The sequence below is a fragment of the Ruegeria sp. CE9 genome (assembly GCF_056537425.1).
Window position 1 is genome coordinate 218034 of record NZ_JBQFRO010000005.1, and the last position, 21598, is coordinate 239631.

At 55.6% G+C, this 21598-nt stretch carries 19 protein-coding genes; 8 read left to right on the top strand and 11 right to left on the bottom strand.

Translation table 11 applies throughout. The annotated features are described in order from the left end of the window. Position 1 precedes the first annotated feature (1 nt). Positions 2-928, bottom strand: coding sequence for a carbohydrate ABC transporter permease (locus ACR0B3_RS12075; protein WP_170685606.1), 927 nt, complete (start codon positions 926-928; stop codon positions 2-4). A 90-nt stretch (positions 929-1018) separates the two neighbouring features. Then, positions 1019-2278, bottom strand: coding sequence for an ABC transporter substrate-binding protein (locus ACR0B3_RS12080; RefSeq protein WP_170723306.1), 1260 nt, complete (start codon positions 2276-2278; stop codon positions 1019-1021). 140 nt (positions 2279-2418) lie between these two features. Between ACR0B3_RS12080 and ACR0B3_RS12085 the strand changes: the two genes are divergently transcribed. The 3 genes from ACR0B3_RS12085 (at position 2419) to ACR0B3_RS12095 (ending at position 5355) form a co-directional block, all read left to right on the top strand. After that, entirely contained in the window at positions 2419-3213 is a 795-nt protein-coding gene (locus tag ACR0B3_RS12085) for an IclR family transcriptional regulator (RefSeq protein WP_480809294.1), read from the top strand. Next, entirely contained in the window at positions 3210-4268 is a 1059-nt protein-coding gene (locus ACR0B3_RS12090; protein WP_480809295.1) for an ABC transporter ATP-binding protein, read from the top strand. The genes ACR0B3_RS12085 and ACR0B3_RS12090 overlap by 4 nt, the downstream gene beginning before the upstream one ends. A gap of 64 nt (positions 4269-4332) precedes the next feature. Next, positions 4333-5355 carry a trans-3-hydroxy-L-proline dehydratase gene (locus ACR0B3_RS12095; protein ID WP_480809296.1) on the top strand — a complete coding sequence of 341 codons (1023 nt, stop codon included), beginning with the start codon at positions 4333-4335 and terminating at the stop codon, positions 5353-5355. A 26-nt stretch (positions 5356-5381) separates the two neighbouring features. Here the strand turns inward: ACR0B3_RS12095 and ACR0B3_RS12100 are convergent, their stop codons facing one another. Then, positions 5382-5963 (bottom strand): YceI family protein, encoded by a 582-nt coding sequence (locus ACR0B3_RS12100; RefSeq protein ID WP_480809297.1) that lies wholly within the window; start codon positions 5961-5963, stop codon positions 5382-5384. A gap of 98 nt (positions 5964-6061) precedes the next feature. Here ACR0B3_RS12100 and ACR0B3_RS12105 point away from each other — a divergent pair, with 98 nt between their 5' ends. From ACR0B3_RS12105 to fcl, 5 genes are all read left to right on the top strand, one after another. After that, complete coding sequence (locus tag ACR0B3_RS12105) at positions 6062-6586, top strand: RNA polymerase sigma factor (protein ID WP_480809298.1); 525 nt, start codon at positions 6062-6064, stop codon at positions 6584-6586. Next, on the top strand, positions 6583-7320 hold the full coding sequence (locus ACR0B3_RS12110; protein WP_480809299.1) for a hypothetical protein: 738 nt from the start codon (positions 6583-6585) through the stop codon (positions 7318-7320). The genes ACR0B3_RS12105 and ACR0B3_RS12110 overlap by 4 nt, the downstream gene beginning before the upstream one ends. A gap of 59 nt (positions 7321-7379) precedes the next feature. After that, positions 7380-8459, top strand: a complete 1080-nt coding sequence (locus ACR0B3_RS12115) for a helix-turn-helix domain-containing protein (RefSeq protein WP_480809300.1) — start codon at positions 7380-7382, stop codon at positions 8457-8459. A gap of 78 nt (positions 8460-8537) precedes the next feature. After that, positions 8538-9662: a GDP-mannose 4,6-dehydratase gene (gmd, locus tag ACR0B3_RS12120; protein ID WP_480809301.1), complete on the top strand. Its 1125-nt coding sequence runs from the start codon at positions 8538-8540 to the stop codon at positions 9660-9662. A gap of 1 nt (position 9663) precedes the next feature. Continuing rightward, on the top strand, positions 9664-10650 hold the full coding sequence (gene fcl / locus ACR0B3_RS12125) for a GDP-L-fucose synthase (RefSeq protein WP_480809302.1): 987 nt from the start codon (positions 9664-9666) through the stop codon (positions 10648-10650). 33 nt (positions 10651-10683) lie between these two features. Here fcl and ACR0B3_RS12130 read toward each other — a convergent pair whose 3' ends face one another. From ACR0B3_RS12130 to ACR0B3_RS12165, 8 genes are all read right to left on the bottom strand, one after another. After that, positions 10684-11766 carry a DUF2793 domain-containing protein gene (locus ACR0B3_RS12130; RefSeq protein WP_480809303.1) on the bottom strand — a complete coding sequence of 361 codons (1083 nt, stop codon included), beginning with the start codon at positions 11764-11766 and terminating at the stop codon, positions 10684-10686. A 188-nt stretch (positions 11767-11954) separates the two neighbouring features. Then, positions 11955-13391, bottom strand: a complete 1437-nt coding sequence (locus tag ACR0B3_RS12135) for a mannose-1-phosphate guanylyltransferase/mannose-6-phosphate isomerase (RefSeq protein WP_480809304.1) — start codon at positions 13389-13391, stop codon at positions 11955-11957. Between the two features lie 66 nt (positions 13392-13457). Next, the gene (gene galU, locus ACR0B3_RS12140; RefSeq protein WP_480809305.1) at positions 13458-14351 is read right to left on the bottom strand and encodes a UTP--glucose-1-phosphate uridylyltransferase GalU; all 894 of its coding nucleotides are present in this window, start codon (positions 14349-14351) and stop codon (positions 13458-13460) included. Positions 14352-14594: 243 nt separating this feature from the next. Beyond that, a complete protein-coding gene (locus ACR0B3_RS12145) occupies positions 14595-16400 on the bottom strand; it encodes an ABC transporter ATP-binding protein (RefSeq protein WP_480809306.1) in 1806 nt (601 codons plus the stop codon). A gap of 1 nt (position 16401) precedes the next feature. Continuing rightward, positions 16402-17331 (bottom strand): ABC transporter permease subunit, encoded by a 930-nt coding sequence (locus tag ACR0B3_RS12150; RefSeq protein WP_170685620.1) that lies wholly within the window; start codon positions 17329-17331, stop codon positions 16402-16404. 10 nt (positions 17332-17341) lie between these two features. Next, positions 17342-18265, bottom strand: a complete 924-nt coding sequence (oppB, locus tag ACR0B3_RS12155; RefSeq protein ID WP_480809307.1) for an oligopeptide ABC transporter permease OppB — start codon at positions 18263-18265, stop codon at positions 17342-17344. A 66-nt stretch (positions 18266-18331) separates the two neighbouring features. Next, a complete protein-coding gene (locus ACR0B3_RS12160) occupies positions 18332-19960 on the bottom strand; it encodes a peptide ABC transporter substrate-binding protein (protein WP_480809308.1) in 1629 nt (542 codons plus the stop codon). Between the two features lie 392 nt (positions 19961-20352). After that, the gene (locus ACR0B3_RS12165) at positions 20353-21582 is read right to left on the bottom strand and encodes a lytic murein transglycosylase (protein ID WP_480809309.1); all 1230 of its coding nucleotides are present in this window, start codon (positions 21580-21582) and stop codon (positions 20353-20355) included. Positions 21583-21598: the final 16 nt, after the last annotated feature.

The following is a 21598-nucleotide window of genomic DNA, read 5'->3' on the forward strand; positions in this document are numbered from 1 at the left end:
CTCAGTGCCCTCTTTCTTCGCGGTACATCGACCACAGGAAGTAGGCGATGAAGCAGAGCATGATCAGGAACAGGATCACAGCGATAGCGGCGCCATATCCCATGCGGAAACCGTATTCGGACAGGGCGACCTCGAACATGTAATAGGCCAGCACGCGAGACGACCCGAAAGGCCCGCCTTGGGTCATGATCGAGATCAGGTCAAAGCTGCGCAGAGCGCCGATAATGGTAACGACGAAGGCGATGAAGGTCGCAGGGCGCAGTTGCGGCAAGATAATGTGCCACAGCATTCTGCCACCTTTGGCACCATCCAGCCGTCCTGCCTCGATCTGTTCAGGGTCCACGGCGTTCAGGCCGGTGAGATAGAGAATCATGCAATAGGCCGTCTGCGGCCAAAGGCCTGCAAAGATAATGCCATATGTGACGAAGCGTTCGTCACCCAACACATTTAGTGGGCCCATTCCAAACAGGCCTAGAAATTCGTTCAGCAAGCCAAAGGTCGGATCATAAAACCACGTGAAAACCAGGCCCACAACGACCTGAGAAATCACAAAGGGGAAGAAAAACAGCGATTTATAGAGGCGGATGCCCCAGACAGTCTGGTTCAGGAATAATGCGATAAACAAGCCAGCAGGGATCGCGGCCAGATATAGGATCAACCAGATCAGGTTGTTTTTCAGTGAGATATAGAATGCGTCCCGATCGACCCATTCCCAATAAAGGTCTTCGTAGTTGCGAAAGCCCACATATTCAGCCGCGCCCAAGCCGTCCCATTCATAAAGAGACAGATTGAAGGACTGAAAAACTGGGATGATCACATAGACCATGAAAAACAAAAGACCCGGGGCCAGAAACAACCACGGCGCGATACGTTGTTGGTTCCTGTGGAACCAGCTTTCTTGTTCTTGGACATCGGCGATTGTGGTCATATCGGTTTCCCGGGTGAAGGTGTGGCGGACTAATTACCGCCCTAAATTATACGGTGAAGTAGGCCGGGTTTTCGCCCGGCCCGTTCATGATCAGTTGTCGTAGATACGCTCGCGCGCACGTTCCAGCTTGGCGAGAATCTTGTCCGCGTTGTCCGGCTTGACCATAAACTCCTGGAAGCCTTCCATGGACGCTTTGGCCATTTCTGCCGGAGCGTCACGGTCCCAGAACTGGGCAACACCACCTGGGCTGTTGGACGACAGCATCGCAAAGCCCTGCTGCAGGAACTTATCGTCATCCACAGAAGATTGTGCGTTTACTGGAAGTTGACCGAGGTTTGCACCGTTGTTGATCTCGGTCTGCTCGTCTGCGGAAACCACGAAGCGCAAGAACTCACGCGCGGCTTCTTTGTTCGAGGCGTTGGCCGGGATATGGAACGTATCGGTTGGTGCATCTTCCGCCAGTTCAACATCGGGATTGATGGCAACAAACTGATAGAAGTCCAACTGGTCATCTGTCAGGCCTGCCTCGCGCAGCGGAGCCACGGCGAAGTTGCCCATCAGATAGGCGGCGGCTTCACCATTGACCATGAAGGGCAGTGCTTCTTGCCAGCTATAGGTCTGGTGGTTGTCGATGAAGGCACCCATGTCGATCAGTTGCTTCCAGTTGGCAAAGGTCTGCTTGACCCGATCGTCTTCCCAGCTGATCTCACCATTGGCGAGTTGGTTGTGGAAGTCGTAGCCGTTGGTGCGCATGTTCAGATAGTCAAACCAACCACCAGCGGTCCAAAGGAACTTGGTCCCGATAGTATAGCAGGCGCGTCCCGAATCGACGATCTTCTGACAGTTGGCCAGTTCCTCTTCCCAAGTGGTCGGCTCGGTCAGGCCCAGTTCATCAAAGATGTCTTTGCGATAATAAACACCCCACTGATAATAGGTGTAGGGTACGCCCCACTGCTTGCCATCGATGGTCATCGCACCTTTGGTGGATGCCAGATTGTCGGCGATCTCAGGCTCTGCCCACAGGTCCGATACGTCTTCGAACAGACCCGCCTCGACATATGGTTTCATCCGGTTGGCGGCGTACCAGGTTGCCACATCCGGTGTGTCCGCTGTGAGGAAGTTGCGAATCTGGGTTTTGTAGGCCTCGCGGTCGATCACGGTGGTTTCGATTTCCAAGCCGGGATGCTCGGCCGCGAATCGATCGATCATTGCTTCCATCGTCGCGCGCGGCGCCGGGTTGGATGTATCGAGAAAGATTCGCAACTCGCCGGTCAGCTCGGCTGCAACGGGCGCAGCAAGTGCCACACTGGCAGCCAGAGCCGCCGCTGTGCGCTTGAACATGGAATGCATGGTTTCCTCCCTTAAGCTTCCAAAATGGTTCCAAATATTGAAACCTTGTTTTATATATTGAAAACTACACATCGACTCGGCTAGTCTTGTCAAGACCCTCGTGTCCAAGGCCGGGGGAAAGTGGAGGAGAATGGGCACCCGTGGCAGGTGACGGAACAATAGGCAAAGCATGTGATGTGCTGGAGCAGGTCGCTGCGTTTGAGCGTCCTGTGAGATTTGGTGAGTTGCTGGAATGCAGCGAGTTTCCCAAAGCGACGCTATACCGGTTTCTTCAATCGCTGACTAATCAAGGGATGTTGTATTACGAACCGGAACGTCAGACTTATTCTCCGGGGATGCGGCTGGTAAGGCTGGCGCATTCGGCGTGGACCCAAAGCTCGCTGGCGCCCATTGCACGACCCTTCTTGGACGTGCTCAGCGCCGAGACCGGGGAAACAGTGCATTTGGCGCAGCTTGATTCCGGGCAGGTGCTTTACGTGGATAAACGCAATGCTCAACGTCCGGTCGAGATGTTTTCAGAGGCCGGTAAGGTCGGTCCGGCCTATTGTACCGGCGTTGGCAAAGCGATGATGGCGTATCTGGACGAGGCACAGCTGGAAAAGATTGTCTCGCAACAAAGTTTCCATCGGTTCACCGACAAAACCTTGGCGTCAGAAAAGGCATTGCGGGCTGACCTCGCGCTGATCCGAAGCCGGGGTTACGCCGTTGATGATGAAGAGCATGAGCCCGGCATCATCTGCATCGCGTGTCCGATTTTGACCACCGGGGGGCGCATGCTGGGCGCGCTTTCGGTGACGGGGTCCACCGGGCGAATGAATTTCGAGCAGTTGCAATCTTGGGTGCCGCGCGTTCGGCGCGTCGCTGAACAGATTGGTACAGAAGCACAGGCATGGCGGTTCCCTGAGGGCCAACAGAATAGGATGCAAGCAACATGACAGGTGTAACCCTGAAAGGCGCGATCAAGCGGTATGGTCAGACTCAGGTCATCCACGGCATTGATCTGCAGATTGAAGATGGCGAGTTCTGTGTGTTCGTTGGCCCGTCGGGCTGCGGCAAGTCTACGCTATTGCGGATGATCGCGGGTCTTGAGGAAACTTCGGATGGTGAAATTCATATCGGTGCACGCGAAGTCACGCATGTGGATCCGGCCAAGCGTGGAGTGGCGATGGTGTTTCAGACCTACGCGCTCTATCCCCATATGACGGTGGCCGAGAATATGGGTTTTGGTCTGCGGATGAACGGTGTTGCCAAGGCCGAGATTGATCAGAAGGTTCAGGAAGCGTCGAACATACTGAAACTCGACCAGTATCTGAAACGCAAACCCAAAGCGTTGTCCGGTGGTCAGCGTCAGCGGGTGGCGATCGGACGTGCTATCGTGCGTGGCCCCGAAGTGTTCCTGTTTGACGAGCCACTTTCGAACCTTGACGCGGAATTGCGTGTTGAAATGCGGGTCGAGATTGCGCGACTTCATCAAGAAATTGGCGCAACGATGATCTATGTTACGCATGATCAGGTTGAGGCAATGACCATGGCCGACAAGATCGTTGTCTTGCGCGATGGCAGGATCGAGCAGGTAGGCGCCCCCATGGACCTGTATCGCGACCCCGACAATAAGTTCGTAGCAGGCTTCATTGGTTCGCCGGCAATGAACTTTCTAGAGTGCGATGTCGTTGACGGAATGGTGCGGCACCCTGCGCTAACCGACTCGATCCCTGTCACTGAAAGTGTTCCGAGTGGGGCAACGAAGGTGACGCTCGGGATTCGACCCGAGCATATTCAAGTGGATCGAAACGGTGATGCCTGTACGGTCGATCTGACAGAAGCGCTTGGCGGTGTATCCTATTCGTATCTGCTGACGCCAAATGGCGATAAGCTGATTGTGGAAGAGCGGGAGGACCAACGCAGTACCACCGGTGAACGTATCGGGCTTTCGATCCGTCCTGAACGGGCGATGCTTTTTGATCCTGAATCGGGTCAGCGTCTGCGTTAAGTCTTGCCAGAGGCGATCAATTTTGGATGACTGCGCATAAACCGGCTGTTTTCGAGGAGGCCCGATGCGCAGCTCCAAAACCATCCATGTGATCTCGGCTCATGCCGAAGGCGAAGTGGGCGACGTCATTGTCGGAGGTGTCACTCCGCCCCCTGGGGAAACGGTTTGGGACCAGAGGACCTTTATCGCCGAGGACCAGACCCTGCGGGATTTCATGCTGAATGAACCCCGCGGCGGTGTTTTTCGCCATGTGAATCTGCTGGTGCCACCCAAAAACCCTGAAGCTGACGCGGCCTTTATCATTATGGAACCTGAAGACACGCCGCCCATGTCCGGGTCTAATTCTATCTGTGTCTCTACTGTCTTGCTGGATAGCGGCATACTTCCGATGCGCGAGCCTGAAAGCCGTCTGACCTTGGAAGCGCCCGGTGGGCTCGTCCGCGTCCGCGCCGAATGCTGCAATGGCAAGGCCGAACGTATCTTTGTGCAGAACGTTCCAAGTTTCGTCGACAAACTCGATGCCCGGATCGAGGTCGAAGGGATCGGGACACTGCGGGTGGATACCGCATTTGGTGGCGACAGTTTCGTAATCGTAGATGCCGCCGATTTGGGGTTTTCTCTGACGCCAGATGAAGGTGCCGATCTGGCAAGGACCGGAGCACGGATTACTGACGCCGCCAATGCGCAGCTTGGCTTCAATCATCCCACCAAAGATTGGAACCACATTTCATTCTGCCAGATCGCAGGCCCGCTGGATCGGCAGGGCGACGTCCTCACAGGTCGCAATACCGTCGCCATCAAGCCGGGTAAGCTGGATCGTTCTCCCTGCGGCACCGGCGCATCGGCCCGGATGGCCGTTTTGCTGGCCAAAGGAGAGATGACGTTGACCGACCGCTACCATGCGCGGTCGGTTATCGACAGTGAATTCCGCTGTCGTATCGTTGATCAGTTTGATCTGAACGGTCGCGTGGCGATCACGCCGGAAATATCGGGCCGAGGTTGGATTACGGGTACACACCAGCATATGCTAGACCCCGATGACCCATGGCCCGGCGGCTATCGCCTGAGCGATACTTGGGGGGCTTAAGCCGGGGTCAAGCTTTGGCGCTTTATTCAGCTATCAAGGCTGAACATCAGCCGTGCCGTAACGGGCACGGTACGGGTGATGCTGGGCAGCTGCGCCAGTTCCATCAATTTGTCGACGCCTGCAGAAACGCCCGCATCCTCGGTGCTGATGAAAACCATGTCGTTGGTTGACACCATGACCGCGTCTTCGGCCACGCGCAGGATGAACATGTCGGTGTAGAACTCTACTTCGGTTCCTGCCAGAGCCAGTTTTGCATCCACCTCAACCGTGTTGCTGGCACCCACGTCCAGCTTGGAGACCTCGTCCATGTCAATTTCCGCAGTCAAGGTCGCGGTCGGGGCTTTGCGGAACACATATTCGATCATCCTTTCATTGCGGATGTCGATATTCGTTTCAACCGAAGACAAATCGATATCGATCTCGACCTTACCGTCGCCGCTGACATGGCCCGAGAGGTTGGTAAAGGAATTGACCTCGCCCACATCATCAATTTTGACCGTTCCATAGGCCAGATGAGAGGCGTCGGGGTTCAATGTCCAATCTGCGGCCAGTACCGGACCTGCAACAAAAGCCGACGCAATCGTGATTGATTTGAGCAGAAGTTTCATTTCATTCCTCCAGAGTCTATGACAGTTCTGACCAAGCGGACCCGGTCCCATGTCAAATCAAACACGCACAGATCGCGAATTATTCGATGAGTGTTGAAATGAGCAGCGAACAAGCCGTACGCGGCGCGATCCAGACCCATTCAAAACGGGTCTGGCGGTTTGGGTTGGCGCTGTCAGGGGCCTCGGATATAGCGGACGATCTTATGCAGGCAACGGCCCTGCGGGCGTTGGAGAAACACCACCAGGTCACATCACATGAGCGACTGGATAGCTGGCTGATGACGATCTGCCGCTCAATCTGGCTGAACGAGATACGGGCGCGGTCGGTGCGCAAGGCCCAGGCATTGTCGGTGACCCCTGAGGCAGAGCTGGTCGCAAGTGGTCCTGATTCAGAAACGAATATTTTCGCCGCTCAGGTGTTTACCCAAGTGATGCAACTGCCAGAGGCGCAGCGCGAAACGGTTATGCTTGTGTTTGTTGAAGGCTACAGCTACCGCGAAGCAGCAGCTATGCTGGACGTTCCCATCGGCACGATCATGAGCCGGCTGTCCAATGCCCGGCAGAAACTGAAAACCGTAATGCAGCACGATGCGGACAGCGCAGTGCGACGGAGTGGCAAATGAAGTTTTCCGACGAAACACTTCTGGCCTATCTGGAAGGCAGCCTTGCTGAGGCCGAAGCCCGCGCCATCGAAGATGCGGTAGCGGAAGATGCTGTGCTTGAATCCCGCTTGATGGCATTGGATCCCTTCGCCCCGGTTGTGCAGCAGGTTTTCAAAGACGTTCCAGTTGAGGCGCCGTCGGTCGATCTGCTCGAACCTACCGCCGCACCATCCAGTGCCGGGCCTCTGCGTCTGCTAGCGGTCGCCGCATCAGTTGCCGTTATCGCGGTGTCTGCAACTTTCTGGGCAACGAGGCCCGAGGCACTGGGATGGGCCGAACAAGCCGCGATCTACCAATCCCTTTATTCACCGGACACAATCGCAAATCTGGACAATTCTCAGCAAAGCCTGGATGCACAGTTTGCCCGGGCCGAAGCCAAGCTGGGGCGGTCGCTGAATCGCGATGTTCTGGAGAATCTGCCGGGCCTTGATCTGAAACGCGCTCAGGTACTTTCATTCAACGGTAAGCCGCTGGTGCAGGTTGTGTTCGCAGATGCTCAGGGGAACCCGCTCGCGTTTTGTGTGATACGGCAGGGGCCCGCGGCGCCGTCCAAAGATGTGAATCTCGCGGTCCTTAGTGGTCTCGCAACTGCGACATGGGCCAAGGATGGCTATGGCTACATGCTGTTGGGCGGCGATGCGCAGACGGATTTGAGCGGTGAGCTGGACGTTCTGACCGAGGCGTTTACCGGCTGATCCTGAGGATGCCGGAAAACCACTTGTGAACTGCGGCAAATGTCCGAAGAATACAAGACATGAAGCCGAACCCTCAGATACCGGACCCCGATGATGAGGCCTTGGACGAAGGGCCGCGCAGCATCTACGATACCGATCCGCCCGAAGATGAGGATTTATGGTTCCTCCCGCCTTCTAACGAGGATGAACCCGAAGAATTCTTGCCCTCGGTATCCAGGCCTGATCAGAGTATGCTGTTTGATCCAAGGGACTGGCGTGCAGCCCAGAGCGAACTGTCCGCCGAGCTTGCCGATCTGGCCGTGACCTTTGGCGCACTGGATGAACGGTTGCGTGCGGGCCCCAAGGGTTGGGGCCACCGGCTGGCTTTAATGGAAGTATCAGATTTGGGCTGGTGGACGGGCGATCGGATCAGCGTCGATCGGCTCGCGCTTTGGACCGGTTTGCGGATCGGGGCGACCAGTGACGATGTGCAGGCGCTCTACCGGGCTGGATGGGCCGTTCGTCGGTTATCTGCGGGTGCGGGTCCATCTGAGGGTGGGTGGGACGCTGGGTTGACAGCGTTTCTTGACCGTCAGGCGCAAGGGATCGAGGACGTGCCCGAGGCAATTATCGATCTGGCGGAAACGATGCGAAATGTAGCTGGTTTACACCCGGTGACCCAGTCCGCAATCGGATTTCATGCGTGGCGCGCGTTGTCTCCGGGCATTGGACAAGACACCGAAGCCGCCGTAATCGCGGCCCGCCATGCCGCCACAATGGGCCGAGGTGGAGCATTGTTCATGCCGCTTTCTTTGTCCGGCCCCGGTGCGCTGCGCGGGGCAGGTGCGCTAGACGAAAAGCTCTCGGCCTGGATCAGGGGTGCGGGCCAGGCATCCCTTGCCGCCCTGTTACATCTGGATCGGATCAGCGCGTGGGAAGACCGCGCCTGTGAGGCCATATCGGATCTAAGCGGTCGGACGCCGCCCGTTTTGATCGACGCGCTGACCGCTTGGCCTATGGTATCTACTCCCTTGGCCGAGGAACTGACCCAAGCCTCGCGCGCAGCGGCGCAGCGCAATCTGGACAAGCTTAGCGATAGGGGGTTAATCCGCGAAGTGACGGGTCAGGGCCGATATCGGGTTTGGACAGCAGCCCTGTAACCCGTTGGCTTGCATTCGGTCGGGTCTTGCTGTTTTTGGAGGAACAAGCAGGCGAAACTGATCCATCGGGGCACAATCATGAGCAACACGGCACTGATCACCGGCATAACGGGTCAGGATGGCTCTTATCTGGCCGAGCTTTTGCTCGCCAAAGGTTATGAGGTTCACGGTATCAAACGCCGGGCGTCATCGTTCAACACGCAGCGGATCGACCATATCTATCAGGACCCGCATGAACCGGACCCCAGATTGCATCTGCACTATGGCGACCTCAGCGACACATCAAACTTGACGCGGATAATTCAGGAAGTGCAGCCAGACGAGATCTATAACCTCGGAGCGCAATCCCATGTGGCAGTGAGTTTTGAATCGCCTGAATACACCGCGGATGTGGATGGTCTGGGCACTCTACGTCTGCTCGAAGCGATCCGGTTTTTGGGGCTTGAGGGCAAGACGCGGTTCTATCAGGCATCAACCTCGGAACTTTATGGTCTGGTACAGGAAACTCCGCAGCGCGAGACGACGCCTTTTCACCCCCGTTCACCCTATGGGGTCGCCAAGCTGTATTCCTATTGGATCACAGTAAATTACCGCGAAGCCTACGGGATGTACGCCTGCAACGGTATCCTGTTCAACCACGAAAGCCCCCGGCGTGGCGAGACCTTTGTGACACGTAAGATCACGCGGGGCCTCGCAAATATCGCGCAGGGATTGGATGATTGTCTGCACATGGGCAATATCGACAGCCTGCGCGACTGGGGGCACGCCCGTGACTATGTGAAGATGCAGTGGCTGATGCTGCAACAAGACACGCCTGAGGACTTTGTGATCGCGACTGGCCAGCAATATTCCGTGCGCCAGTTCATCGAGTGGTCTGCCAGCGAGTTGGGGATCATGTTAGAGTTTTCGGGCGAAGGCGTCGACGAAGTCGCTATTGTCCGCGAGGTAATCGGGGACAAGTCACCGGCCTTGAAAGCCGGGGACATCGTGATGCGTATTAACCCCCGATACTTCCGTCCAGCCGAGGTGGATTCGTTGCTGGGTGATCCGTCCAAAGCCAAGCAGAAACTTGGCTGGGAACCCGAGACGTCCGTGCAGGATTTGTGCGCCGAGATGGTGGCCGAGGATCTTGAAGTCGCACGGCGCAACGCACTGCTTAGGGAACACGGGCTTGCAGCACCTCTAACGCGGGAAAACGGCTGATATGGCTGGGACACGCAGAGTCTACGTGGCAGGTCATCGCGGTATGGTCGGCAGCGCGATTCTGCGAAAACTGCAGCAGCGGCAGCAAGCGGGTGAAGGCATTGAATTAATCACACGCGCGCGGGCCGAATTGGATCTGACCGATCAGGTTCAGGTTCAAAATTTTATGCACTTGGAACAACCCGAAATTGTGATCCTGGCCGCAGCGCGCGTTGGCGGCATCCATGCAAACAACACCCATCCGGCGGATTTCATCTACGAAAACCTGATGATCGAATGCAACGTGATCCATCAGGCGTTTTCCGCAGGCGTAAATCGGCTGCTGCAACTTGGAAGTTCTTGCATCTATCCACGCAAAACCACCCAACCAATGCGTGAAGACGCGCTTCTAAGCGGTCCGTTAGAGCCGACGAACGAACCCTACGCCATCGCTAAGATCGCCGGGATCAAATTGTGTGAGAGCTACAACCGTCAACATGGTGTCGACTATCGATCTGTCATGCCAACCAACCTTTATGGCCCCGGCGACAATTTTCACCCTGCAAACAGCCATGTACTACCCGCTCTGATCCGCCGCTTTCACGAGGCGAAACGTGACGGGCTTGAGGAAGTTGCGATCTGGGGAACCGGAACACCCCGGCGAGAGTTCCTGCATGTCGACGACATGGCCAAAGCGGCACTGTTCGTGCTGGACCTTCCGCGCGGCACCTATGATGCCAATACACAACCGATGCTAAGCCACATCAATGTTGGCACGGGCCAGGATATTTCGATCGCGGAACTGGCCGCAACTGTGGCCCGTATCACCGGCTTCACTGGCCGGGTCAGTTATGACCCGGACAAACCGGATGGTACGATGCAGAAATTAATGGATGTATCCCGGCTGACCAATATGGGTTGGACAGCCAGCATTGGACTGGAGGAGGGGATACGTCAGACCTATGCATGGTTCCTGGAGCAATCGGAAACCGGTTTGCGTGCGAAATAACCGTTCGGGAGATGCCCCGAACGGTCTCGTGGCTCAGAACCAGCGGCCAATTGCGATTACTGTGGGTGCTAACTGGGTCGCATCTGAGGAGTGCGCCATGACTTGATAGGCGACCTGTGTTTCTGAAGGTGCGGCGAACCCGATAAATCGCTCGATCCCACCACCATTCCCGCTGAGGGCAGGGGGTGACCCGGTGGCAAAGGCGATCGGTAAATCCCATGTTGCGGCTCCACTGGTGAACAAACTGCCAGTTGCGGTGGTGCAGTCCACAGTACTGAGGGTCGCGGTACAAATCTGGGTCCCATCAGCAAACCGCGTAAAGTCGCCATTTGCGTTGCTACCCCTCTCGATCACCGCCCCACTGGGGGCGCCGTTGTTTTCAGAAACTGAGCCCAGCACATTGCCGGGCCCATAGCCGTAATCCGCTCGCATCAAGCGACCTGAAGTGGTGTCATCCGCACTGCTTTGCACGGCCGCTCCGCTGGCGATGCCGGTTGCTGCGTCGAACCGCAGCGCCTCGGACCAGTTTCCGCCGTCCGGCGAGACTTTGATCGAAAAATCCGTATTGCCTGACAGACCCATCTCAGCATGACCGGTCCAGTTTGACTGAAATAGTAACGAAGCGGTCTCACCAGCGCTGGCCTTGTTGATCTTAAGTTGGTGCCCATTGCCTTCGTGGGTCAGCAAAGTGGCTGGACTGCGCACAGCAAGACGGTTCGTACTGTCCGAACCGGTTGAAATTCCGATCCCGGCAAGATTTTGTGTGTTGACTGGAGGGTCGATCCACACCGATCCGTCCCAGACTCTCAATAATCCTGCGCTTTGGTCCCAGACTCTCCAACCTACGTTCGGGGCCAGAAAATGCCAACCATTGTCCAACCAGGCCGCCAACTTACCATCCTGTCCGCTCCACAGTCCCGTCGGGGCCGCACCAAGCGCGTGCGCTTCGCCCTGTTCAGGTGCAGCAGGCGGGATCGTCGCATCGATCGAAACAACACTCAGTTGCACAATTAAATCCAAGGCCCGCAGGGCCTCATTGTGCGTCACGTGTTTTTGGGCCTGAGCAGGTTGTAAATAAGGGAGATTCAAACGAGGCGAATTTTGTGGCACGGGCATCCTCCTGTGGTGTCGGTCCGACAATGATTGCGCGCCACCCTGCCGTGATCCGCGTAAATCTCGCCTGACCGAAGCGAACGCCCGGGTTTCTTTTCGTTAGTGTTTTAGTTCGATGAATGGCTGGCACCTGCTCAGACAGCAGCCGCCATCAAGTATTGGCAAACTCAGATGGTTTCTGAGCACAAAGTTCAGTCGCGCGCATAGACATCTTCGTAGCGAATGATGTCATCTTCACCCAGGTAGGTCCCGGTTTGCACCTCGATCAACACCATGGGCACTTTACCAGGGTTAACCATCCGATGCACTGCGCCCAAGGGCACGTAGACCGATTGGTTCTCTGAAACGAGTTGAACTTTGTCATCGATCGTCACCTCGGCAGTCCCTTCCACCACAATCCAATGTTCGGATCGGTGATGATGAGACTGAAGGCTGAGCGACGCACCGGGATGAACGTGGATACGCTTGACCTGAAACCGATCCCCGATGACCAGGCTTTCGAACCAGCCCCACGGACGGTGATCAACGGGCAGAGATTCAGCCTGTTTTGCGCCCTTTGCTTTCAAGGCCGAGACCGCTTGTTTGACATCCTGCGCCCGGTCCATGCTGGCGACAAGAACCGCATCCGGCATTGCGACCGTAATCACATTTTCCAACCCCATCGCGACAACCTCTTGCGCGGGGGATTCCGAACGCACAAGCACGTTGCGGCAATCGATTGCAGTCACCTCTCCTGCGGTCGCAACACCGTTGGTATCAGGCGCGCTCAACTCTTGCACCGCAGACCAGCTGCCAACATCGGACCAACCGGCGCCATAAGGTACGACACTGAGATTGCTGGATTTTTCCATAACCGCATAGTCGATCGAGATATCCTGAACGGTCTCCCATGCCTTTGGATCAAGCCGGAGAAAACCCAGATCGGATTGCGCTTCGTCAACCGCTTTTTTGACGGGAGCCAAGAGGTCATGGGCGTGTTGATCAAATGCTGCAAGGATATCGCGAACCGCAAACAGGAATATTCCGGAATTCCAAAGGTAGCTTCCATCGGCGACCATTTCCTTGGCGCTGTCCAGACCAGGCTTTTCAACGAAGCGGTCAAGCGGCACCGAAGCACCCGAAGCATCAGGTGCCTGCCGAAGTTTCAGATAACCATATCCGGTCTCAGGCCGGTCCGGTGTAATCCCGAAAGTCACAAGGTCGCCACTCTTGCCGATTGTGCGCATCCCTTCGGCGACGGCTGCGTGAAAGGCTTGGGTGTCTGGAATGACGTGATCCGATGCCGCCACAAGCATTATCGCATCAGAATCAATCGAAGAAAGGTGCAGGGCAGCAGCCAAAACCGCCGGGGCAGTATTACGACCTTCCGGTTCGATAAGGATTGAACCGGGATCAATCCCGATTTCCATCAACTGCTCGGGCACAACAAAGCGGAAAGCTTCGTTGGTCAGGATCATGGGCTTGGCGTAAGGCGCATCGTCAGGGCCTCGCAGCCGATCCGCACATTGTTGCAACAGGCTGGTTTCACCGATCAGGGGTACAAACTGCTTTGGATAGCTTTTGCGCGATAACGGCCAAAGCCGTGTACCGGACCCACCACATAGAATTACAGGATAGACCTTGCTCACGATACCCGCCTTTTCTGAAGCACTCAAAACAAACTAAAACACGCTGATCAGACGATACAATTCGGGCTATTGTGCGGCCCGATCTGAAACAACAATGTCATGTAAGTATTGGTTCAGATCGTCGCGCAGATCATCCCTGGCTAAAGCGAATGAAACCGTTGCTTGCAAAAAGCCGGCTTTCGAGCCGCAATCGAACCTCTGACCGTCGAATTTGTATCCAAAAACAGGTACGCCGTTCTGAATATCTTCGGCAATCGCGTCGGTTAACTGGATTTCTCCGCCACTGCCTTTCTTCTTTTGGTTCAAATTATATAGAACCGAAGGCCCCAAAATATAACGGCCGATGACCGCTAGATTAGACGGCGCCTCCTCAGGCTTTGGCTTTTCCACCATTCCTTTGGCTCGGACAACAGTGCCAACATTTTGGCCCGTATCCAAAATGCCATAGGAACTCGTTTTTTCCTGTGGAACCTCCATCGCGGCAACCATGTTGCCACCTGTTTCCTCATAAGCCTCAACCATTTGTTGCAAGCAGGGCTTGTCGGCGGCAATCACATCATCGGGCAACATCACGGCAAAGGGCTCATCACCGATCAACCGACGTGCGCACCAAACAGCGTGCCCCAGTCCCAACGCCTTGTGCTGGCGAATATAGGCAATCGCGCCGCTTTCCATATTTGTCGCGTTCAATACCTCAAGCAGGTCGTCTTTGCCCTTGGATTTCAGGTCTTGTTCCAAAACGAGATTGTGGTCGAAATAGTCTTCAAGCGCTGATTTCCCACGCGATGTCACAAATATAAACTCGGTGATACCAGCGGCACGCGCCTCATCAATGGCGTATTGAACCAAGGGACGGTCGACCAATGTCATGATTTCCTTTGGCACCGATTTTGTCGCCGGAAGAAACCGTGTACCCATGCCCGCAACGGGGAAAATCGCCTTGGTGACCTTGCGTACCATACTACCTCACAAATTCTGTATATTGTCGACGCCTTTTGGAGATGCCGAAGCCCTCACATAAGACCAAAATACCTATCAATCAATCTCACCCGGCAGGTCTGCCGTGGCTTGCAGAAATTTGCCACTAACTTAAGGGCAGAGTCAAAACGAAACATGACTGAGCTTAAGCGCCCAATACATTGCTCGGGCGGCCATGCATTCCATGTTGACCAACTTGCACCCCGAAGACCGGGGTGCAATGCCTCAAGCATTCGCCATTATGGCTTCCAAAGGATCGTGCTCTGCGACGAAATGGTCCGGGGCTACCTCGCTGAGCTTGGGAACATAGCTTGTTTCGCCCTGTGTCAGCCTGCTAGGCAGGAATCGCAACGCCGCCTTGGGATCCATCGGGGACGGCAATTCTCCGGGCAATTTAAGCCGTTGGCGGCTGCGTTCGACATCCGGATCAGGGATCGGAACGGCTGAGATCAAGGATTTGGTATAGGGATGGATCGGTTCGGAACAGATCACCTCACCATCGCCCAACTCGACGATGCGGCCCAGGTACAGAACCATGATCCGGTTTGATACAGCGCGCACCACCGAGAGATCATGGCTGATAAAGATCATCGACAGGCCGAACTCTTGTTGCAATTCGCGCAACAATCCAACGATCTGGGCCTGAATGGACACGTCTAGGGCCGAGACTGCTTCATCGCATATGATCAGCTTTGGCTTGTTGATCATGGCGCGTGCGATTCCCACGCGCTGATTTTGCCCACCCGACAGTTCGTGCGGGTATCTGTTGATCATATTGGCTGGTAAGCCAACGCGCTCCATCATCGCGGCAACCAGTTCCTTGCGCTCGCGTTCAGTCAGGTCCGGGCGATAGGTTTTCAAAGGTTCCGCGATGGAGGCCGAGATTGTCATCCGTGGATCAAGGCTTGCCAACGGGTCTTGGAACACGATCTGCAAATCCTTGCGGTATTTGTTTAGCTCAGCGCGTTTCAGTCCGACGATTGGGGTGCCCAGCCAACTGACGTTTCCACCGCTGGGCTCAATCAATTGCAAAACGGCGCGCGCCAATGTGGATTTGCCGCAACCAGATTCACCGACAACGCCCAGAGTTTCACCCTTGCGAATATCGAAGCTGACACCATCGACGGCCTTCAAGGGCACCTTGCGCCCGAACAGGCCACCTGAGACATGGATCGGGAAATGAACCTTGACGTCATCTACTTTCAGCAACGGCTCTTCCACTTGGGGCAAAGCTTTGGGTGCATTACCGGCGTCGATGCGTGGCATCGCCGCCAGCAGCGTGAGGGTATAGTCATGCTGGGGCGCTCGGAAGATTTCGCGCGTGTCCCCGGCCTCGACAAATTCGCCCATGCGCATGACCTGAATATTGTCACACATGCGTGCGACCACGCCCATGTCGTGGGTGATCAGCGCAATCGCCGTACCTTCGTCCTCTTGTAACCGCACCATCAGGTCCAGAATATCCGCCTGTACGGTTACATCCAGCGCGGTCGTTGGCTCATCCGCGATCAGCAGTTTGGGATTACACAGCATCGACATCGCGATCATCACGCGCTGACGCATACCGCCGGACAGTTCGTGCGGATACTGATCCAACCTCCGTGCCGCTTCGGGAATGCGCACGCGGTTGAGCCAGTCAAGGCAGCGTTGGCGGGCAGCCGAGCCTTGCAGGCCCTCATGCACCTGCAACACTTCGCGCATCTGCTGACCAACCCGCAGATGTGGGGTCAGCGCAGTCAGCGGATCCTGAAAAATCATGCCAACATCAGAGCCGCGGATCTTGTTAATCTTATTCACGGGCAAATTCAGGATTTCTTGCCCATTCATCATTGCGGAACCATTCGCGTGGCCCGCAGGTGGCAAAAGCCCCATCGCGGCCATAAACGTTTGGCTTTTGCCGGAACCACTTTCACCAACGATGCCGAGGCATTCACCTGGGTTGATATTGAAACTGATGCCTTTCACGGCCTCAACCACACCATCGGGCGTATCAAATCGGACGTTCAGGTCCTTCACGGAAAACAGGCTCATATCAGCGATCCTTCGGGTCCAGAGCGTCGCGCAACCCGTCACCGATGAAGAACATGGTGATGATGATGGCGACATAGAAAGTGAGTGGGAACATCAGCTGCCAAAGCGTGCCATACGCCATGGTACCAGCCCCTTCGGCAATCAGGCGACCTAACGACGTATAGGGTTCCGAGATTCCGAGACCGAGGAACGAGATGAAGCTTTCCGTCAGGATCATCTCAGGCACCAGCAGCGAGGCATACACGATCACGACGCCCAACAGGTTAGGCAGGATGTGGCGGTACATAATGGTGAACTCGCTGACGCCAGCAGCACGGGCGGCCTCGATAAACTCGCGGTTCTTCAGGGTCAGGGTTTGCCCCCGAACAATCCGCGCCATCGTCAGCCAACCGACTGCGCCCAAGGCGATGAACAGCATAAAGAAGGACCGTCCTGCCACGACCAGCAGCAGAATGATGATCAGTGTTGCCGGTATCGCCAGAAGGATATCTACGAACCGCATCATGGCGCTGTCGGTGCGCCCGCCGATATAGCCGGCGGTGATGCCATAGCAGGTGCCGACGATCAGAGCAGTTGCAGCCCCAATCAGACCAACCAGAAGCGAGGTGGTCGTGGCCTGAATGACGCGGCTGTAAAGATCGCGCCCCAGATCATCGACGCCGAAATAGTGACCGGATTCGATGGATGGCATTCCCATGCCGCGCACGTCACCCATAACGTTCCAATCGATCTCTTCATTGTTCCAGACCGCAAAATATGGCCCAAAAATCGTGAACAACACGATCAGAGCCAGAATGAAAACGCTGGCCATTGCGGCCTTGTTGCGGACAAAACGCATCCGTGCGTCCTGCCAAAGCGAGCGACCCTGAATGACCGTGTAATCGGTGATTTCCTCGGCCAGATGGGCAGCTTTTTGTGATTTTCCAAGCATTGCCTGCCCCTCAGTAACGGATTTTTGGATCGAACCAGGCATAAGCCAGGTCAGTCAGAAGGTTCACAACCACGGTCAGCGCGCCATAAAGGATGGTGACCCCTAACAGCACCGCATAATCTCGCGACAGGGCGGAACCCACATAGGCCTGCCCCAATCCACCGGTCGAGAAATAGATGTCGACAAAAACCGAACCGGTCAGGACGTAGACGAAAACCGGTCCGAGATACGAGACAACGGGCAGCAAAGTTGGCTTAAGCGCATGGCGCCAGATCACGGTTCTTGTCGGCAATCCTTTTGCCCGCGCGGTGCGAATGAAGTTCGAGTTCAGAACCTCCAGCATTGACGACCGTGTGATCCTTGCGATCGAGCCCATGTAGGACGTCGCCAATGCGATGACCGGCATGACCAGATACTGCCACTGGCCACCATGCCAACCTCCACCCGGCAGCCATCCAAGCCAAAGTGTGAAGGTCAGGATCAGGATCGGGCCCATGATGAAGTTCGGAAGGGCCTGTGCGGCAATACCCAGACCCACCGCGAAATAGTCGATCCAGCTGTTGTGCTTAATCGCAGCGGCAATTCCCAGCGCGACGCCAACGCACGTTGCCATCAGAAAGGACAGCGATCCATAGGTCAGCGAGATTGGGAAACCCTGCGCGATGATGTCATTGACGTCCCTGTCTTTGAATTTGAAGGACGGTCCGAAATCAAAATGCACGACGATGTTGTATAGATAGTCCCAAAGCTGTTTCCACAGCGGTTGATCCAGCCCGTACCGCGCCTCGATATTGGCCAGAACCTGCGGCGGCAATGGCCGTTCCGAGGTGAAGGGCCCGCCGGGCGCAACATGCATCAGGAAAAAACAGGCGACGATCAATAACAGGATCGTCGGAATGGCGACAAGCAGTCGCCGAACACTATAGGCAAGCATTTGATGCCCCCCGTATTTATTGGCCTTGCCCCGGTGAACCCGGGACAAGGCGAGGTTCAATGACGATTATTCGGCGATCTTGTAGAGATTCTTCGAATACCAATTCTGCTCGACGTTGTTCACCGGCCAGTTCCCCACGTCACTGTCCATCATGTAAACACCGGCATAGTGGTAGATCGGAATGACAGGCGTTTCCTGCGCAATGATGCGCTCAACTTCGGTATAGAGAGGCGCAGGATCGTCCGAAGTTTTGGCCTCGGCCAGCAATTCGTCTACGCGGGCGTTATTGTATTTACCGTCGTTGTAGCCGGAATCTGATTGCAGCAGATCCAGGAAGGTCGATGCTTCGTTGTAATCCCCGCACCATGCGCCACGGGCCAGTTCGAAGTTCTGATTGCCACGCTCTTCCAGAAAGACTTTCCACTCCATGTTCGCCAGTTCGGCGTTAACGCCCAGCTTTTGCTTCCACATCTGGCTCAGAGCGACCGCAACCTTTTTATGTGCTTCGGACGTGTTGTAGACCATTTCGAAGCTCAGCGGATTGTCGGGGCCATAACCAGCATTGGCCAGCAACTCTTTGGCCAGCTCATCGCGCTCGGCCTGAGACATTGAAGTCATTTCAACTTCTGGCGCAGTAAAGTCAGCTGTTGCCTCTGGTGCAAATGTGTAAGCCTCAGGCTGACCACCGGCCATAACTTTTTCCGTGATGATCGCACGATCAACGGCCAGGGACAGCGCCTGTCGCACATTCGGGTCTTTGAAGGCTTCGGGGCCACTATCTGAGACGTTGAAAGTGTAGTAATAGTTACAAAGGCGCGGGAAGCTGATGGCTTCTTCCGGGTGCTCTTCCTTTAGGCGCGGATACTGACCCGCAGGAATTTCGGTGCGGTCTAGCTCGCCAGCCAAATAACGCGTCAGTGCGACGTTTTCGTCATTGATGACCAGAGAGACGACTTTGTCGATGATGGTATTGTCGTTGTCCCAGTACATCTCGTTACGCTCACGCACAGAGCGTTCTTGCGGCAGGTGCTCGGTCAGTACATAAGCGCCGTTCGAGACGATGTTTCCAGGCTTGGTCCACGCATCACCAAATTCCTCAATCACTTTCTGCGGCGCAGGGAAAGTTGTCGAGTGTGTGGTCATCTGCGGAAAATAGGGCAGGGGGGCGCTCAGCCGGACTTCCAGTGTTTTGTCGTCGACTGCCTTAACACCCAAATCGTCAACCGACTTCTCGCCCGCGATGATCTCGGCAGCGTTTTCGATCGACATGAGTTCCATGAACCACGCATAGGGCGACGAAAGTTCGGGATCGACGGCACGTTTCCAAGCATAAACAAAGTCGCCTGCAGTTACCGGATCACCATTCGACCACTTCGCCTCATCGCGCAGGGTAAAGGTGTACACGTCTTTGGTATCATTGACTGAGAATTCGGTGGCGACACCGGGTACAAGGTTGCCGTCTTCATCCTGGTTCATCAGGCCTTCAAACAGGTCGCGTACAATTTCGGCGCCCGATACATCTTCGACAACCTGCGGGTCTACTGAGCTGTGCTCATCTAGAATTCGGTAGGTGAAGGTTTGATCGTCAGCCAGCGCTTCCCCGGTCTTTGGATGCGTGCCCGCTGCGATTGCGGTGCCTGCGATGATGGTTGAGGACAGCAGTCCCGCCAATGAGGTTCGGATAATTTTGTTCATGTGATTACTCCCATTTTATGTGGTTTACGGCATCCAGACCGCATCAGCGGTGAACGCTCGTCTGCCATTATGTCTCCGGCATTTGTCAGGACTTGACCTTGATCTAGATCGCATCAGGATAGAGTATTTTTACTCTCTTCAATCAGGCAATGTCGGAGATCCGAGTGCGAAAGTCATCTTTCACTGCCTAAGAACCTGTCAGTTTTGGAGCAAAGGTAAAAGGGTTTGCAGTTGGTGATGGCCACAAAGGTTGAATTGCACTGTAACCCGCAGGGCTGTAGAAATTTTATTTTGAAACACTTCGCGCCGGTGACATTTTCGTGAAATTCGAGATATCACCAAAGATGAATATGTTGTGATCGATACGCGTATTTGGCGAATCACTTCATGCGCTACGGCTTTAAAACGGCTTTCAAAGCGGCATCGGGAAAGCAGGTAGGTGCGCGGCCAGATGCCTCTTGCCAGCGCCCGATTGAGCGTCGGGTTTTATATCCTGGAAGGCCATCGACACCACCGACGTCATGGCCCTGTTGAACAAGCGCCTGCTGCATGCTGGCGACATCCGAACGGTAGAGGTTCCCGACATCGCCCCAACGACCGCGAAAGTCGCCGACTCCATATTGAATGCGATCACCCACATGGCCCACAAACAGCGCGTAGAGGTCGCTGGTGTTATAGTCCTTGAGGACATAGAAATTGGGCGTCACGATAAAGGCTGGACCGCTGCGCCCGGCGGGCATCATCAGATAACCCTGGGCGTTGAGTTCGTGCGCCGGAAAGGGCCTGCCTGAAACGCGACTGACGCCCATAGCGACCCAATCGCTGATCAAACGCCCCTGATCTGGGCCCTCCAGTGCGCAAGAAACCGCTGTCGGAACTCTGACTTCGAACCCCCAATCACGGCCTGTCACCCATCCGTGCTCGTCTAGATATGTTCCGATCGAAGCAATCGTATCAGCGGGCGAGCCCCAAATGTCAGCCCGACCATCGCCGTCACCATCACGCGCATAGGTCAGAAAATTTGTGGGCATGAACTGGGGCTGACCCAGTGCACCTGCCCAGCTGCTTTTCAGGGCGTGGCCGTGATCGGACTCGGCGATCTGCAATGCGGCAATCAGTTCAGCGGTGAAATAATCCGCCCGCGTGCTCATGAACCCTTTGGTGCCCAGCACCTGAAACGCATTGTGGCGGATCGGGACCTGACCATAGCCGCTCTCGCGTCCCCAAATAGCTAGAATGATACGGGCAGGAACGCCTGTTTCAGCCTCGACTCGGGTCAGCGTATCTGCATGACGTTTCGCCATCTTGCGCCCAACCGACGCGGCACCCTGAACTGATCCCGCAGTGAAATATCGCCCTGGTGATCCGAATTCGGCCTGGCGTTGGTGCTTGGGTGTCTTTTTTGGGCTTCCCGGGGGAACCAAATCCGGAAGGTCCCAGTTCAAAGTCACTCCATTGAAGGCGCGGTGGAATGTGTGTTTAGAAACGCCCTTGGCCTTTGCCTTTGGCCAGACGGTTTGTTCCAGCCAACTTTGGAACTGACGCTCGACTGCAGCGCGATCCTGCGCAAGCGAGGGCGGTGCGAGACAAAGCAGGGTGAAGAAAGCAAGAACCAAACGCATACAATCGGTCTCGCGC

Excerpts from the sequence above, each read along its gene's own strand:
- ACR0B3_RS12075 (WP_170685606.1), bottom strand. The coding sequence starts at position 928 with ATGACCACAATCGCCGATGTCCAAGAACAAGAAAGCTGGTTCCACAGG.
- ACR0B3_RS12080 (WP_170723306.1), bottom strand. The coding sequence starts at position 2,278 with ATGCATTCCATGTTCAAGCGCACAGCGGCGGCTCTGGCTGCCAGTGTG.
- ACR0B3_RS12090 (WP_480809295.1), top strand. The coding sequence starts at position 3,210 with ATGACAGGTGTAACCCTGAAAGGCGCGATCAAGCGGTATGGTCAGACT.
- ACR0B3_RS12095 (WP_480809296.1), top strand. The coding sequence starts at position 4,333 with ATGCGCAGCTCCAAAACCATCCATGTGATCTCGGCTCATGCCGAAGGC.
- ACR0B3_RS12100 (WP_480809297.1), bottom strand. The coding sequence starts at position 5,963 with ATGAAACTTCTGCTCAAATCAATCACGATTGCGTCGGCTTTTGTTGCA.
- ACR0B3_RS12105 (WP_480809298.1), top strand. The coding sequence starts at position 6,062 with ATGAGCAGCGAACAAGCCGTACGCGGCGCGATCCAGACCCATTCAAAA.
- ACR0B3_RS12110 (WP_480809299.1), top strand. The coding sequence starts at position 6,583 with ATGAAGTTTTCCGACGAAACACTTCTGGCCTATCTGGAAGGCAGCCTT.
- ACR0B3_RS12115 (WP_480809300.1), top strand. The coding sequence starts at position 7,380 with ATGAAGCCGAACCCTCAGATACCGGACCCCGATGATGAGGCCTTGGAC.
- gmd (WP_480809301.1), top strand. The coding sequence starts at position 8,538 with ATGAGCAACACGGCACTGATCACCGGCATAACGGGTCAGGATGGCTCT.
- fcl (WP_480809302.1), top strand. The coding sequence starts at position 9,664 with ATGGCTGGGACACGCAGAGTCTACGTGGCAGGTCATCGCGGTATGGTC.
- ACR0B3_RS12130 (WP_480809303.1), bottom strand. The coding sequence starts at position 11,766 with ATGCCCGTGCCACAAAATTCGCCTCGTTTGAATCTCCCTTATTTACAA.
- galU (WP_480809305.1), bottom strand. The coding sequence starts at position 14,351 with ATGGTACGCAAGGTCACCAAGGCGATTTTCCCCGTTGCGGGCATGGGT.
- ACR0B3_RS12145 (WP_480809306.1), bottom strand. The coding sequence starts at position 16,400 with ATGAGCCTGTTTTCCGTGAAGGACCTGAACGTCCGATTTGATACGCCC.
- ACR0B3_RS12150 (WP_170685620.1), bottom strand. The coding sequence starts at position 17,331 with ATGCTTGGAAAATCACAAAAAGCTGCCCATCTGGCCGAGGAAATCACC.
- oppB (WP_480809307.1), bottom strand. The coding sequence starts at position 18,265 with ATGCTTGCCTATAGTGTTCGGCGACTGCTTGTCGCCATTCCGACGATC.
- ACR0B3_RS12160 (WP_480809308.1), bottom strand. The coding sequence starts at position 19,960 with ATGAACAAAATTATCCGAACCTCATTGGCGGGACTGCTGTCCTCAACC.
- ACR0B3_RS12165 (WP_480809309.1), bottom strand. The coding sequence starts at position 21,582 with ATGCGTTTGGTTCTTGCTTTCTTCACCCTGCTTTGTCTCGCACCGCCC.